A 12,701-nucleotide genomic window follows, 5' to 3' on the forward strand; every position below is an offset into this window, starting at 1 on the left:
TCAGGTTGGGAACAAACAGTGATCAAGGAGACCGCGATGGCGGATGACAGGCCCGAGAAGATCCTCGCCGCACTCGGCGGCACGGAGAACCTCACCGAGATCGAGGGCTGCATCACGCGGCTGCGCTGCGAGGTCGAGGACATGAGCCTCGTCGACGAGGCGGCGCTGAAGAAGGCCGGCGCGATGGGCGTGGTCAAGATGGGGTCGTCGGCGCTGCAGGTGATCGTCGGGCCGGAGGCGGACACCATCGCCAGCGACATCGAGGACCTGCTGTGAGCTTCGACATCCTCAGCCCGGTCGCCGGGCGCGTGGTGCCGATCACCGAGGTCCCCGACCCGGTCTTCGCGCAGGCGATGGTCGGCCCGGGCATCGCGGTGCAGCCCACGGGCGGCCGGTCGGACGCGGTCGCGCCGGTCGACGGCACGGTGGCGACGCTGCACCCGCACGCCTACGTCGTCGCGACCGAGGACGGCAAGGCCGTGCTGGTCCACCTCGGGATCGACACGGTCAAGGAGAAGGGCGAGGGCTTCACGCTGCACGTCGTCAAGGGCGAGCAGGTGCGGGCCGGGCAGCCGATCGTCAGCTGGGACCCGGAGGCGGTGACCGCGGCGGGCTACTCGGCGATCGTCCCGGTCGTCGCGCTGGACGCCTCGGCGGAGGTTTTGTCCGGTTTGGACACCGAGCGCGAGGTCGCCGCCGGCGACCGGCTCTTCGCCTGGGACGCCTGAGCTTCAGCTGTCACACGGTGACAACCGGGGCTTCGCCCCGGGCCGGGGGCTTCGCCACCCGGACCCCCGAAAAGCGAGCGAACGGGCCCTTGTGGACGCTCCACAAGGGCCCGTTCGCGCGCCCGGCTCGTCAGCCGGTGACGACCTTCCCGTTCTCCACCTTGACCGGCACGCTCGGCAGGGGCTTGTTCGCCGGGCCCTGCTTGACCTCGCCGGTGAGCGCGTTGAACACCGAACCGTGGCACGGGCAGACCAGGTCGGCGCCCTTCGGCGTCACGGTGCAGCCCTGGTGCGTGCACACCGCGCTGAACGCGGCGCAGGCCGACTCGGACGTCCGGGCCACGATCACGTCGGAGCCGTCCGGGGCCTTCGCCGCCTTCGCCTGCCCGACCGGCACCTCGGCCAGCGCGACCAGCGGCGTCCCGGCGGCGATCGGGGCCTGCGCGGTGCCCGACTTGCCGTTCGGTTCCGACGAGCAGGCGGTGAGGGCGACGGCGCCGACGGCGGCACCGGCAACGGCGGCACCGGTGGACAGGACGGTGCGGCGGGAGTGCAGTTCGGCTGTCATGCCCTTATCAACGGGATCGCCACCCGTTCGGTTCAATTTCCGGTGAACCGGATCGCCCCCTGCTCCGTGTATGTACCGGAGTGGGTGTGGAGTGGAGGAACGATCATGGTGAGTTGGGTTCTACGCATCGTCGTGGCGGCCGCGCTGCTCGGCTCGGCGGGCGTGCACTACTTCTTGTGGACGCAGGACTACCCCGGCCTGACCGGCACGCTGTTCCTGCTCGACGCGATCGCCGGGCTGGTGCTGGCGATCGCGGTCCTGGCCTGGCGGCACTGGCTGCCGGCACTGGGCGCGGTCGGCTTCGGGGCGCTCACGCTCGGCGCGTACGTGCTGGCCGCGACGGTCGGGTTCATGGGCAACCACGACCAGTTCAACAGCCAGCCGGAGTACTGGGGCGTCATCACCGAGGCGGTCTGCATCGTGGGCGGTCTGGCGCTGCTGTTCGTGAAGGACCGGCGCCGGGTCGCGGCCTGAGTTCGTGGGAGAAGTCGCCGAAGAGGCGCTCATGCGCGCGCTGCACGAGGACCACGCGGCGGCGCTGTGGTCCTACGCCCTCCACCTGACCTCCGGCGACCGGATCCGGGCCGAGGACGTCGTCCAGGAGACGCTGCTGCGGGCCTGGCGCTCGCCGGCGGTGCTGGACCAGTCGCAGGGCTCGGCGCGGGCGTGGCTGTTCACGGTGGCCCGGCGGATCGCCATCGACGGCTGGCGGTCGGCGTCGGCCCGGTCGGAGGTGCCGACCGACCGACCGCCGGACCGCGTGGTCGCCGACGGCACCGACCGCGCGGTGCAGGGCTGGCTGGTCGCCGAGGCGCTGGCCGAGCTGTCGGAACGGCACCGCGAGGTGCTGCTGCTGTGCTACTTCCAGGGGTATTCCGTCGCCGACGCGGCGCTGAAGCTGGGGGTGGCCGAAGGGACGGTCAAGTCGCGTACGCACTACGCGTTGCGCGCGCTCCGCCTGGTGCTGGAGGAGAGGGGAGTGACCCAGTGAGCGAGGATCCTTTCGCGACGTTCGACGCCGCGTACGTGCTCGGGGCGCTCGCCCCCGAGGACCGCCAGCGCTTCGAGGAGCACCTTCGCACGTGCGACCGGTGCGCGGCTTCGGTGCGCGAGCTGGCGGGGCTGCCCGGCCTGCTGGCCAGGGTGGACGCGCCGGCGTCGCTGCCGGACCCCGGTCCGCCCCCGCCGGACCTGCTCCCGGTGGTGCTGCGGCGGGTGCGGCGCGGCCGCCGGATCCGGCTCGCCGTGACGTCCGCGTCGGCGGCGCTGGCGGTGTCGGCCTGCGTGGCGCTGGCGGTGGTGGCCTCGGCTCCTTCTCCGTTGCCCGCGCCCGCGCCGCCGCCTTCGGTGGCGATGACGGCGCTGGGGCAGTTCCCGGTCCGCGCGGACGCCCGCCTGGCGGCGTTCGACTGGGGCACCCAGGTCGACATGTCGTGCAGCTACACGGGCGGCCGCAGCGGCGGCGAGTACGTCCTGGTGGCGATCTCGCGTTCGGGCGTGGAGACCCGGCTGGCGACCTGGAAGGCCCTCCCGGACAACACGGCCCGCCTGTCGATCGGCACGGCCGTGCACCAGGCGGACCTGGCGGCCCTCGAAGTCCGCCTGGCCGACGGCCTCCCCCTCCTCCGGCTGACGCTCTGAGCCGGTGGCTCATCCGGGCCGCAGGGGGCCCCGGATGAGCCACCCACCCGTGATCGAGCAGCCGACACCCGTGATTGAAGGGTCGACACGCGTGATTGGAGGGTCGACACGCGCACAGCCGCCGTGTCGACCCTCCAATCACGTGAGTTGACCCTCTGATCACGCGTGTCGTCCATCCAGGCACGCGTGTCGTCCGCCTGGGTACGCGGACCGACCCCCTCCGGGTGGGCGAACCGGCCGCCCGGCTCTCCTCCCGTGCCGGGTGAGCGGAGGCATGTCCCGGCCCGTGCCGCGGCCGTGACAGGATTGAGCCCATGTTGCGCTGGATCACCGCAGGTGAATCGCACGGACCCGCGCTGGCCGCCGTGCTCGAAGGGATGCCCGCGGGCGTTGCCGTCACCACCGCCGACGTCACCGAGCAGCTGGCCCGCCGCCGCCTCGGGTTCGGCCGCAGCCCGCGGATGGGGTTCGAAACCGACCACATCGAGTTCCTCGGCGGCGTCCGCCACGGTCTCACCCAGGGCGGCCCGGTCGCCGTGCACATCGAGAACGCCGAGTGGCCCAAGTGGGAGCAGGTCATGGCGGCCGACCCGGTGGACCCCCAGATCCTCGAAGGCCTCGCGCGCAACGAACCGCTCACCCGGCCCCGCCCCGGCCACGCGGACCTGCCCGGCATGCAGAAGTACGGCTTCGACGAGGCCCGTCCCGTCCTGGAACGCGCCAGCGCCCGCGAGACCGCGTCGCGGACCGCGCTCGGCACCGTCGCCCGCAACTTCCTCAAGCAGCTGCTCGACGTCGAAATCCTCAGCCACGTCGTCTCGATCGGCGGGGCCGACGCGCCCGAAGGCCCGCTCCCGCAGCCGGGCGACCTGGCCGCCATCGACGAGAGCCCGGTGCGCTCCTTCAGCCAGGAAGGCACCGACGCCATGGTCGCCGAGGTCGACGCCGTGCGGAAGGCGGGCGACACCGTCGGAGGCGTGATCGAGGTCCTCGCCTACGGCCTCCCGCCGGGCCTCGGCTCGCACGTCCACTGGGACCGCCGGCTCGACGCCCGCCTCGCGGGCGCGCTGATGGGCGTCCAGGCGATGAAGGGCGTCGAGGTCGGCGACGGCTTCACCACCGCACGCCGCTGGGGCAGCCAGGCGCACGACGAGATCGACCGCGGCACCGGCCCGGTCGGCGTCACCCGCCGGTCCAACCGCGCGGGCGGCCTCGAAGGCGGCATCACCAACGGCGAGCCGCTGCGGGTCCGGGTGGCCATGAAGCCGATCTCGACCGTCCCCAAAGCACTGTCCACAGTAGACGTCAAGACCGGCGAGCCCGCGGTCGCGATCCACCAGCGGTCGGACGTCTGCGCCGTGCCGCGCGCCGGGGTCGTGCTGGAATCGGTCGTCGCGCTCATCCTCGCCGACGCCGCGCTCGAGAAGTTCGGCGGCGACTCGCTCGCCGAGAGCAAGCGCAACGCCGAGGCCTACCTCAAGGCGCTCGAGGAGCGGTGGTGAGTCCGCGCGCGGTGGTCGTCGGCCCGCCCGGCTCGGGCAAGAGCACGGTCGGGCCGCTGCTGGCGGCCGCGCTCGGCGTCGGGTTCCGCGACAGCGACGACGACATCGTCGCGCGCGCCGGGCGCAGCATCTCCGACATTTTCGCGGACGACGGCGAACCCGCTTTCCGCGCCCTGGAAGAAGAAGCGGTCGCGACGGCGCTCGCGGAGCACGACGGCGTGCTCTCCCTCGGCGGCGGCGCGCCGCTGACGCCGGGCACCCGGGCCCGGCTGGCCGAGCACACCGTCGTGTTCCTCAACGTCGGCCTCGCGGCGGGTGTGCAACGCACCGGCCTGTCGAGCGCGCGGCCGCTGCTGGCCGGGGTGAACCCCCGCGCCACCTTCAAGAAACTGCTCGACGAGCGGGTGCCCGTCTACCGCGAGGTCGCCACCGTCGAGATCGTCACCGACGACCGGACGCCCCCCGAGATCGTCGCGCACCTCGTGGCGGAGCTCGCCGTTCCCGCCGAAGCCAAGGAGTGAGTCACCCCGTGTCCGATCCGGTGCGGATCACCGTCGCCACCGCCCAGCCCTACGACGTCGTGATCGGGCGCGGCCTGCTCGGCGACCTCACCGAGCACCTGGCCGACGCCTCGAAGATCGCGCTGATCCACCCGCCCACGCTGACCACCACCGCCGAAGCCATCCGCGACGAGCTCAACGCCGCGGGCCTCGACGCCCACCGCGTCGAGATCCCGGACGCCGAGGACGGCAAGGCGCTGACCGTCGCGGGCTTCTGCTGGGAGGTGCTCGGCCGGATCGGGCTGGACCGGCGCGGCGCCGTGGTCGGCCTCGGCGGCGGCGCCGTCACCGACCTCGCCGGGTTCGTCGCGGGCACGTGGATGCGCGGGGTCCGGCTGGTCAACGTGCCGACCACGCTGCTCGGCATGGTCGACGCCTCGGTCGGCGGCAAGACCGGCATCAACACCGACGCCGGCAAGAACCTCGTCGGGGTGTTCCACGAGCCGAGCGCGGTGTTCGTCGACCTCGCCACGCTGGAGACGCTGCCGCCGAACGAGCTGGTCGCCGGGATGGCCGAGGTCGTCAAGGCCGGCTTCATCGCCGACCCGCGGATCCTCGAGCTGATCGAGGCCGGCCCGGCCGCGGCACTCGACGCGACCGGCGAGGTGCTGGCCGAGCTGGTCCGGCGGTCCATCCAGGTCAAGGCCGACGTCGTCGCCGCCGACCTGCGCGAGTCCGATCTGCGGGAGATCCTCAACTACGGCCACACCCTCGGCCACGCCATCGAGCGCCGCGAGCGGTACCGGTGGCGCCACGGCGCCGCGGTCAGCGTGGGCCTGGTGTTCGCCGCCGAGCTGGCGCGGCTGGCCGGGCGCCTCGACGACGCCACGGCCGAGCGCCACGCCTCGGTGCTGAAGCTGCTCGGCCTGCCGACGACGTACGACGCCGACGCGCTGCCGCAGCTGCTGGAAACCATGAAGGGCGACAAGAAGACCCGCTCGGGCGCGCTGCGGTTCGTCGTCCTCGACGCGCTCGCCAAGCCCGGCCGCCTGGAGGGCCCGGACCCGTCGCTGCTCGCGGCCGCGTACTCGGCGATCGCGGTGGAGCCGACCCGCAGCGGCGGGAGCGTGCTGCTGTGAAGGCGTTCGTGCTCAACGGCCCCAACCTCGGCCGGCTCGGCAAGCGCGAGCCGTCGGTCTACGGCTCGACGACGCACGCCGACCTCGCGGCGCTGTGCGTCGAAACAGGCGAGGAGCTGGGGATCGAGGTCGAGGTCCGGCAGACCGACCACGAAGGCGAAATGGTCGGCTGGCTACACGAAGCGGCCGACGGCGGTCACCCGGTGGTGCTCAACGCCGGCGCGTGGACGCACTACTCGATCGCGGTCCGCGACGCCGCGGCGCAGCTGACCGCCCCGCTGATCGAGCTGCACATCTCGAACGTCCACAGGCGCGAGGCGTTCCGGCACCACAGCGTCCTGTCGGACATCGCGACGGCGGTGATCGCCGGCCTCGGCGTCGACGGCTACCCGCTCGCCCTGCGCTGGCTCGCCACCCGCCCGGGATGACGGTGCTGGCGACGCCGCGGCTGACGCTGCGGCCGCTGACCGAGGCGGACCGCGAAGCCGTGGTGAAGGTGTTCGCCGACCCGGAGATGAGCCGGTACTTCGCCGCGGACTTCTCCGACCCGGCCGCGGCGAGCGCGATGGTGGACCGCCGGCTGGCCTACCGCGGCCCCGCGGGTCAGGGTCACTGGGTGATCGAACGTGACGGCGAGGTGATCGGCGTCGCGCACCTGCGGCCGTCGTGGGAGCTGCCGGGCGAGGTGCCCGAGCTGGGCTACTACGTCGCGAGCGCGCACGCGGGGCAGGGCCTGGCCACCGAGGCCGCCCGCGCGCTGCTCGACCACGGGCTCGGCACGCTCGGGCTTCCGGCGGTGTGGGCGCTGGTCCACGAGCGGAACGCGGCGAGCCGCAAGGTGGCCGGGCGCCTGGGTTTCCTCGACGTCGGCAGCGGCGTCCACTACGGCGACCTGCACCGCGTGCTGGTGGCGCTGCCGACGTCGCACGGGCGGCCGCACCACATCGAGCTGTGGGTGCCGGACCTCGCCGAAGCCGAGCGCAGCTGGGGCTGGCTGCTGGGCGAGCTCGGCTGGCGCGAGTTCCAGCGCTGGCCGGCCGGGGTCAGCTGGCGGCTGGGCGGGACGTACCTGGTGGTGGAGGCGTCGCCGGCGCTGAGCGCGCCGGAGCACGAGCGCACGCGGCCGGGGCTGAACCACCTGGCGCTGCAGGTGGGAACGCGGGAGCAGGTCGACGACCTGGCGGCCCGGGCGACGGACCACGGCTGGCGGCCGCTGTTCGCTGACCGGTACCCGCACGCGGGCGGGCCCGCCCACTACGCGGCGTACCTGGAGAACGAGGCCGGGTTCGAGGTCGAGCTGGTCGCCGCGGAGGGTCCGCTCGCGAACGCGTGACCAGGGCCGGACGTCGCGAATGACTCATTCGGGACGTCGGAGGTCCCGAATGAGTCATTCGCGACCTGGGAAGCGGGGATCCCGAACCGGAGCGCGGTCGCTCGGACGGGTGAAGGCGCTCGCTACACTCCGATGCCGTGCACCCGTTTCGTCGTGGGGGTCGGCGACCCGCTCGTGCCTTGCTCGCCAGTGTTCTGGCCGGGCTCCTGCTCGCGGGTTGCACCGAGGGTTACGCCCAGCCGCAGGCCGCGGGCGAGCAGCCCGCCATCGCGGGCGGGAAGACCGCCGGGCCGCCGCGGCCCACCGACGTCAAACTTCCTTCGGGTGACCCTCGGCAGAGTGGTGGCGTGATCGCCGCCGGGGGGCTCGACGCCGTCTACAACTACGGGCCGTCGGTGATGCTCGACCGGGGGCAGACCCGGATGTGGTGGTGCAGCCAGTACGGCGGCGCCGGCCCGGCCGGGGACGACATCCTCTACGCGCAGGCCCGGTCGTTCGACGGGCCGTTCACCGGACCGGGTGGCGGGGTCCCGGCCGCCGTGTTCTCCGGGGCGCCCGGGCAGTTCGACGGCATGCACACCTGCGACCCGTCGGTGCTGCGCGTCGGCTCGACGTACTACCTGTACTACACCGGCGCCGCCGGGGACCACGCGCTCGGCAACTCCATCGGGCTCGCCACCAGCGCCGACGGCATCCACTGGACCCGCGCTGCGGGCGGGGGACCGATCCTCGGGCCGTCGCACGACGTGCACCGCGAAAACGTCTACGGCGCCGGCCAGCCGTCGGCCGTCTACCTCGACGGCTGGTTCTACCTGATGTTCACCGACACCACCGGCCGCGCCGCGGGCCCGAACGGCGCGGGGCAGTTCCTGCTCCGCTCGCGCGACCCGGCGTTCGGGTCCGGGGTGCAGGCGTTGGACGTCGGCGGGTTCGTGCCGGTCGCGTCGACGTCGGCGCCGCGCGCGCGGTCGGTCGTCGACGGGTTCAGCGCGGACCTGATGTGGGTGGGCGCGCTCGCCGCGTTCGTCGTCGCGCACGAGACCGACGGCGGGACGACGCTGACGTTCTGGACCGCGGACTTCACCGAGCACCCGTACCAGCCCGTGGTCGTGCCCGGGCCGTGGCAGGAAGGGCCGGGACTGGTGCGCCGCGCGGACGGGCACGCGCCGCTGTCGCCGGCCGACCCGTGCGACCGGGTGCCGTTCGACCTCGTGCGCGCGACGGCGATCGGCGGCGCCCGCGCCCCGACCGACCTGCGGCATTTCGGGCTGGACCTGCTCGGCAGCCAGGCCTGCGCGAACCCGGCCCGGGCGGCGTCGACGTTCGACGGCGTGACGGCGCCGTCCCCGGAGCGCACGATGGACCTGGTCCGGGCGGGCGCGCGGGTCCGGGTGGACCGCCGCGCGGTGGCGGTGGCGCTGGCGGGCGAGGTCCTCGACCGGGCCCCGCAGGCACTGGCGGCGCTCCCGCAGGCGACGCGGCTGCGTTCGGGAGCGGAGGCGGTGCAGGCCTCGGGCCACGGCTACGCGTTCATCCTGGACGGCCGCCGCTGGGAGGCCCCCGACCCCGGCGTGGTGGCCGGCAACGGCTCGACGGCCCGCCCGGTGACCCGGGCCCAGTGGGACGGCTACCCGCCGGGCGCTTCCTTGGTGGGCTGAGGTCGGGTCTGCGCTCGAGGACCGGCCGATTCGTCCGCCGGCGAACAACGCGGGTCCCACCGGGATGCCGGCTGCGGCCGCGAGGCGCCGCCGGAGGCTCGCCGCGCGAGGGCCATCGCGGCCGGGGCGGGCGGTCGCGAGCGGGGGAGCAGGTGCGTGGGATCGCCGCGGTTGCGGCTGGGCTGCCGGGTTGGTGGGCGACCGCCAAGTGGGTGATCTGGCGGGGGAACGTCGCCCGGCGCTACTCGCCGTGGTGCCGGCTCCGCAGGTGCGGCCGGCGACGGTCGAAGTCCCCTCAGCGCTCGCCGTCGGCGCTCGGGGAGCGGCCGATGCGCCCGCCGACGAACAGCCCCAGCCCCGCCGGGACCAGGACCAGCAGTGCCGAGAACGCCGCTCCGCCCGTCAGCGCTCCGCCCAGCTCCGACACCCCCGTCTGGTCGACGAACACCGCTCGCCCGATCACGTACAGGATGCCCGAGACCACGCCCGCGACCAGCGCCGCGATGAACCACGCGCGGCCGCGGTCGGAAACACCCCGCCACGCGTCCAGTGCCGCCCACAGGGCCGCCGCGCCGACCAGGACCGCCAACGTCAGCGAGACCGCGAGCGTCTGGTCCGTCGGGTGGTACACGGCGTACTTGGCCAGCAGCGTCAACGCCGTGCCGTGCAGCACCGCCATCACCAGTCCGCGAATCACCCAGGCGCTCATCCTGCGGAGTGTAGGCGGCCTACTGGCGAGTCGCTTCCCCCGGCAAACCCGCCCACTAGGGTGGACCCGTGCCTGAAACCCATGGACGACGTCGTGCCGCGCTGCGCGGGCTCCTGACCGGGGCCGGTGTCGAGGCGCTGCTGGTCACCGATCTGCTGAACATCCGCTACCTCACCGGGTTCACCGGCTCCAACGCCGCCCTCCTCCTCCACGCGGGCGGGGACGACCGGACGCTCTTCTGCACCGACGGCCGGTACACCACCCAATCCGCCGCCGAGGTGCCCGACCTCGAAACCGTCGTCGACCGGGCCAGTGCCGCCGCCCTCGTCGCCCGCGCCGCGAAGGACACCAAGACCTACGGACGGCTCGGGTTCGAGAGCCAGCACGTCAGCGTCGAGACCTACGAGGCCCTCAAGCAGCAGGTGCCCCTGGAACGGACCCCCGGCCTCGTCGAGCGGCTGCGCGAGGTCAAGGACGAAACCGAGATCGAGGCCCTGCGCCAGGCGTGCGCGGCCGCCGACCGGGCGCTGGACGACCTCGTCGCGGCCGGCGGGCTACGGCCGGGGCGGACCGAGCTGGAAATCGCCCGTGACCTGGAGAACCGGATGCTGGAGCACGGCTCCCAAGCAACCAGCTTCGCCTCCATCGTCGCGGCCGGCGCGCACTCGGCCATCCCCCACCACCAGCCCACGCACGCCGAGCTCGAGCGCGGCGACTTCGTCAAGCTGGACTTCGGCGCCACCGTCGACGGCTACCACTCCGACATGACCCGCACCTTCGTCCTCGGCGAACCCGCGGACTGGCAGCGGGAGGTCTACGAGCTCGTGCACGCCGCCCAGGCGGCCGGGGTCGCCGCCGTCGTGCCGGGCGCCGAGGTGTCCGATGTGGACGCCGCGGCGCGGACGGTGATCGCGGACGCGGGCCACGGCGAGCACTTCGCGCACGGCCTCGGCCACGGCGTCGGCCTGCAGATCCACGAGGCGCCCAGCTTCGCCGCGACGGGCGTCGGTACACTGGCCGCCGGTATGGCGGTCACCGTCGAGCCCGGCGTGTACCTCGCGGGGCGCGGTGGCGTGCGCATCGAGGACACGCTCGTCGTGCGGGCTGGGGAGCCCGAACTCCTCACCCTGAGCACCAAGAACCTCGTGGTCGTCTGACAGCGGCCCCGAACCCGAAGATTCGACACAGGAGACTGCAAGCTCGTGGCCACGACCAACGACCTGAAGAACGGGCTCGTCCTCAACCTCGAGGGCCAGCTGTGGACCGTCACCGCGTTCCAGCACGTCAAGCCGGGCAAGGGCGGCGCCTTCGTGCGCACGACGCTCAAGCACGTGCTCACCGGCAAGGTGGTCGACAAGACGTTCAACGCGGGCACGAAGGTCGAGACGGCCACGGTGGACCGCCGGAACATGACCTACCTCTACAAGGAGGGGCAGGACTTCGTGTTCATGGACGGCGACACCTACGACCAGATCACCGTCCCGGCCGAGGTCGTCGGCGACAACGCCAACTACATGCTCGAGAACACCGAGGTCCAGGTCGCGGTGCACGAGAACGAGCCGCTGTACGTCGAGCTGCCGACGTCGGTCGAGCTGGTCGTCCAGCACACCGACCCGGGCCTGCAGGGCGACCGCTCCACCGGCGGCACCAAGCCGGCCACGCTGGAGACCGGCGCGGAGATCCAGGTCCCGCTGTTCCTCTCCACCGGCGAGAAGATCAAGGTCGACACCCGCGACGGCCGTTACCTGGGCCGCGTCTCCAGCTGATGCCGACGTCGAAACCCCACCCGAACCGCGGCGGCGCGATCAGCCGCCGGCAAGCGCGCCGCCGCGCGGTGGAAATGCTGTACGAGGCCGCGCAGCGCGACACCGACGCGGTGACGCTGCTGGCCGACCGGGTCGGCGCGACGGACGTCGACCCGATCGCGGACTACACGATCAGCCTGGTCGAGGGCGTCACCGGGCGGAAGACCCGGATCGACGAGCTGCTGGCCGAGCACGCGCAGGGCTGGACCCTGGAGCGGATGCCGAAGGTCGACCTCGCGGTGCTGCGGGTCGGGGTCTACGAGCTGCTCTGGGCCGAGGACGTGCCGGACCCGGTCGCGATCGACGAGGCCGTCGGCCTGGCGAAGGAACTGTCCACGGACGACTCGCCGCGGTTCGTCAACGGCGTCCTGGGCCGGATCGGCACGATCGCCGACCGCCTGCGCGCCGTGCTCTGACGGAAGAAGAACACGCCCGGTGCTGCGGGCCCCCCGACGAACCAGTGAGCGTCTCCAGGTGCCCCGCTGGAAACGCTCACTGCGTCGGTGCAGCACATCCGGCGATCAGTCCTCCTTGGAAGGACGTGCCTCCGGCGGCAGGACGCCCCAGTCGATGAGCTGCTCGGTCAGCTCGCCCGGGGTCATGTCGTAGATGATCGCCAGGGACCGCAGGTCCTCGGTGCGGATCGAGAGCACCTTGCCGTTGTAGTCGCCGCGCTGGCTCTGGATCGTCGCCGCGTAGCGGGCCAGCGGGCCCACCTTTTCGGCCGGCAGCTGCTGCAGGCGCTCCAGGTTGATGACGATCTTGGTGGCGGGCTCCGCGCCGGAGGGGACCCGGCCCTCGGGCAGCAGCTCGACCACCGGCACACCGTAGAAGTCGGCCAGCTCGGCCAGCTTCTGCACGGTGACGGCGCGGTCGCCACGCTCGTACGAGCCGACGACGACGGCCTTCCAGCGCCCACCGGACTTCTGCTCGACCCCGTGCAGGGACAGGCCCTGCTGCTGGCGGATCCCGCGGAGCTTGGCCCCGAGCGCCTTGGCGTAATCGCCCATCTGGTCGTTCTCCGTTCTTCACCCCCTCCCGGTCGGGGTGACCGGGCCGGGGGACTCGCTGAGTCGAATACTCAGAGTAATGGTTACGCATTGTTGTCACCAGGTCAA

Annotated in this window: 17 protein-coding genes; 14 read left to right on the forward strand and 3 right to left on the reverse strand. The window is 73.0% G+C overall.

What is annotated here, in order from left to right; genetic code table 11:
* The first annotated feature begins 36 nt into the window (after positions 1–36).
* Both H5965_RS34705 and H5965_RS34710 read left to right on the forward strand, forming a co-directional pair.
* Positions 37–276: a glucose PTS transporter subunit EIIB gene (locus H5965_RS34705; RefSeq protein ID WP_167379806.1), complete on the forward strand. Its 240-nt coding sequence runs from the start codon at positions 37–39 to the stop codon at positions 274–276.
* Positions 273–728 carry a PTS glucose transporter subunit IIA gene (locus H5965_RS34710; protein ID WP_310974999.1) on the forward strand — a complete coding sequence of 152 codons (456 nt, stop codon included), beginning with the start codon at positions 273–275 and terminating at the stop codon, positions 726–728. The genes H5965_RS34705 and H5965_RS34710 overlap by 4 nt, the downstream gene beginning before the upstream one ends.
* A 130-nt stretch (positions 729–858) precedes the next feature.
* Here H5965_RS34710 and H5965_RS34715 read toward each other — a convergent pair whose 3' ends face one another.
* A complete protein-coding gene (locus H5965_RS34715) occupies positions 859–1,296 on the reverse strand; it encodes a Rieske (2Fe-2S) protein (RefSeq protein WP_310975000.1) in 438 nt (145 codons plus the stop codon).
* A 105-nt stretch (positions 1,297–1,401) separates the two neighbouring features.
* Between H5965_RS34715 and H5965_RS34720 the strand changes: the two genes are divergently transcribed.
* From H5965_RS34720 to H5965_RS34760, 9 genes are all read left to right on the forward strand, one after another.
* Positions 1,402–1,770 carry a hypothetical protein gene (locus tag H5965_RS34720; RefSeq protein ID WP_310975001.1) on the forward strand — a complete coding sequence of 123 codons (369 nt, stop codon included), beginning with the start codon at positions 1,402–1,404 and terminating at the stop codon, positions 1,768–1,770.
* 4 nt (positions 1,771–1,774) lie between these two features.
* A complete protein-coding gene (locus tag H5965_RS34725) occupies positions 1,775–2,287 on the forward strand; it encodes a sigma-70 family RNA polymerase sigma factor (RefSeq protein ID WP_310975002.1) in 513 nt (170 codons plus the stop codon).
* Positions 2,284–2,937 (forward strand): zf-HC2 domain-containing protein, encoded by a 654-nt coding sequence (locus H5965_RS34730; protein WP_310975003.1) that lies wholly within the window; start codon positions 2,284–2,286, stop codon positions 2,935–2,937. The genes H5965_RS34725 and H5965_RS34730 overlap by 4 nt, the downstream gene beginning before the upstream one ends.
* 314 nt (positions 2,938–3,251) lie before the next feature.
* Entirely contained in the window at positions 3,252–4,439 is a 1,188-nt protein-coding gene (aroC, locus tag H5965_RS34735; RefSeq protein WP_310975004.1) for a chorismate synthase, read from the forward strand.
* Entirely contained in the window at positions 4,436–4,960 is a 525-nt protein-coding gene (locus H5965_RS34740; RefSeq protein WP_310975005.1) for a shikimate kinase, read from the forward strand. Before aroC ends, H5965_RS34740 begins: the two co-directional genes overlap by 4 nt.
* Before the next feature lie 8 nt (positions 4,961–4,968).
* On the forward strand, positions 4,969–6,078 hold the full coding sequence (aroB, locus tag H5965_RS34745) for a 3-dehydroquinate synthase (protein ID WP_310975006.1): 1,110 nt from the start codon (positions 4,969–4,971) through the stop codon (positions 6,076–6,078).
* A complete protein-coding gene (aroQ, locus tag H5965_RS34750; protein WP_310975007.1) occupies positions 6,075–6,506 on the forward strand; it encodes a type II 3-dehydroquinate dehydratase in 432 nt (143 codons plus the stop codon). The genes aroB and aroQ overlap by 4 nt, the downstream gene beginning before the upstream one ends.
* Positions 6,503–7,411 (forward strand): GNAT family N-acetyltransferase, encoded by a 909-nt coding sequence (locus H5965_RS34755; protein WP_310975008.1) that lies wholly within the window; start codon positions 6,503–6,505, stop codon positions 7,409–7,411. Before aroQ ends, H5965_RS34755 begins: the two co-directional genes overlap by 4 nt.
* A 179-nt stretch (positions 7,412–7,590) precedes the next feature.
* Positions 7,591–9,069, forward strand: a complete 1,479-nt coding sequence (locus H5965_RS34760; protein ID WP_310975009.1) for a beta-xylosidase — start codon at positions 7,591–7,593, stop codon at positions 9,067–9,069.
* Positions 9,070–9,364: 295 nt separating this feature from the next.
* Here the strand turns inward: H5965_RS34760 and H5965_RS34765 are convergent, their stop codons facing one another.
* Positions 9,365–9,778 (reverse strand): B-4DMT family transporter, encoded by a 414-nt coding sequence (locus H5965_RS34765; RefSeq protein ID WP_310975010.1) that lies wholly within the window; start codon positions 9,776–9,778, stop codon positions 9,365–9,367.
* Between the two features lie 68 nt (positions 9,779–9,846).
* Here H5965_RS34765 and H5965_RS34770 point away from each other — a divergent pair, with 68 nt between their 5' ends.
* The 3 genes from H5965_RS34770 to nusB are packed head-to-tail and all read left to right on the forward strand — an operon-like array spanning position 9,847 to position 11,999.
* Positions 9,847–10,935, forward strand: coding sequence for a Xaa-Pro peptidase family protein (locus tag H5965_RS34770; protein WP_310975011.1), 1,089 nt, complete (start codon positions 9,847–9,849; stop codon positions 10,933–10,935).
* A gap of 45 nt (positions 10,936–10,980) precedes the next feature.
* Entirely contained in the window at positions 10,981–11,544 is a 564-nt protein-coding gene (efp, locus tag H5965_RS34775) for an elongation factor P (protein ID WP_310975012.1), read from the forward strand.
* A complete protein-coding gene (gene nusB / locus H5965_RS34780) occupies positions 11,544–11,999 on the forward strand; it encodes a transcription antitermination factor NusB (protein WP_310975013.1) in 456 nt (151 codons plus the stop codon). Before efp ends, nusB begins: the two co-directional genes overlap by 1 nt.
* 105 nt (positions 12,000–12,104) lie before the next feature.
* Here nusB and H5965_RS34785 read toward each other — a convergent pair whose 3' ends face one another.
* Positions 12,105–12,593, reverse strand: coding sequence for a transcriptional regulator (locus tag H5965_RS34785; protein WP_003096372.1), 489 nt, complete (start codon positions 12,591–12,593; stop codon positions 12,105–12,107).
* Between the last annotated feature and the right edge of the window lie 108 nt (positions 12,594–12,701).

Origin of the sequence: Amycolatopsis sp. 505 (assembly GCF_031625235.1) — a bacterium.
Taxonomy (GTDB): Bacteria; Actinomycetota; Actinomycetes; order Mycobacteriales; family Pseudonocardiaceae; genus Amycolatopsis.

What these genes read in the sequence shown, in the direction of transcription:
- nusB (WP_310975013.1), top strand. Translation starts at nt 11,544, where the DNA reads ATGCCGACGTCGAAACCCCACCCGAACCGCGGCGGCGCGATCAGCCGC.
- aroC (WP_310975004.1), top strand. Translation starts at nt 3,252, where the DNA reads ATGTTGCGCTGGATCACCGCAGGTGAATCGCACGGACCCGCGCTGGCC.
- H5965_RS34720 (WP_310975001.1), top strand. Translation starts at nt 1,402, where the DNA reads ATGGTGAGTTGGGTTCTACGCATCGTCGTGGCGGCCGCGCTGCTCGGC.
- H5965_RS34755 (WP_310975008.1), top strand. Translation starts at nt 6,503, where the DNA reads ATGACGGTGCTGGCGACGCCGCGGCTGACGCTGCGGCCGCTGACCGAG.
- H5965_RS34705 (WP_167379806.1), top strand. Translation starts at nt 37, where the DNA reads ATGGCGGATGACAGGCCCGAGAAGATCCTCGCCGCACTCGGCGGCACG.
- H5965_RS34785 (WP_003096372.1), bottom strand. Translation starts at nt 12,593, where the DNA reads ATGGGCGATTACGCCAAGGCGCTCGGGGCCAAGCTCCGCGGGATCCGC.
- H5965_RS34715 (WP_310975000.1), bottom strand. Translation starts at nt 1,296, where the DNA reads ATGACAGCCGAACTGCACTCCCGCCGCACCGTCCTGTCCACCGGTGCC.
- H5965_RS34765 (WP_310975010.1), bottom strand. Translation starts at nt 9,778, where the DNA reads ATGAGCGCCTGGGTGATTCGCGGACTGGTGATGGCGGTGCTGCACGGC.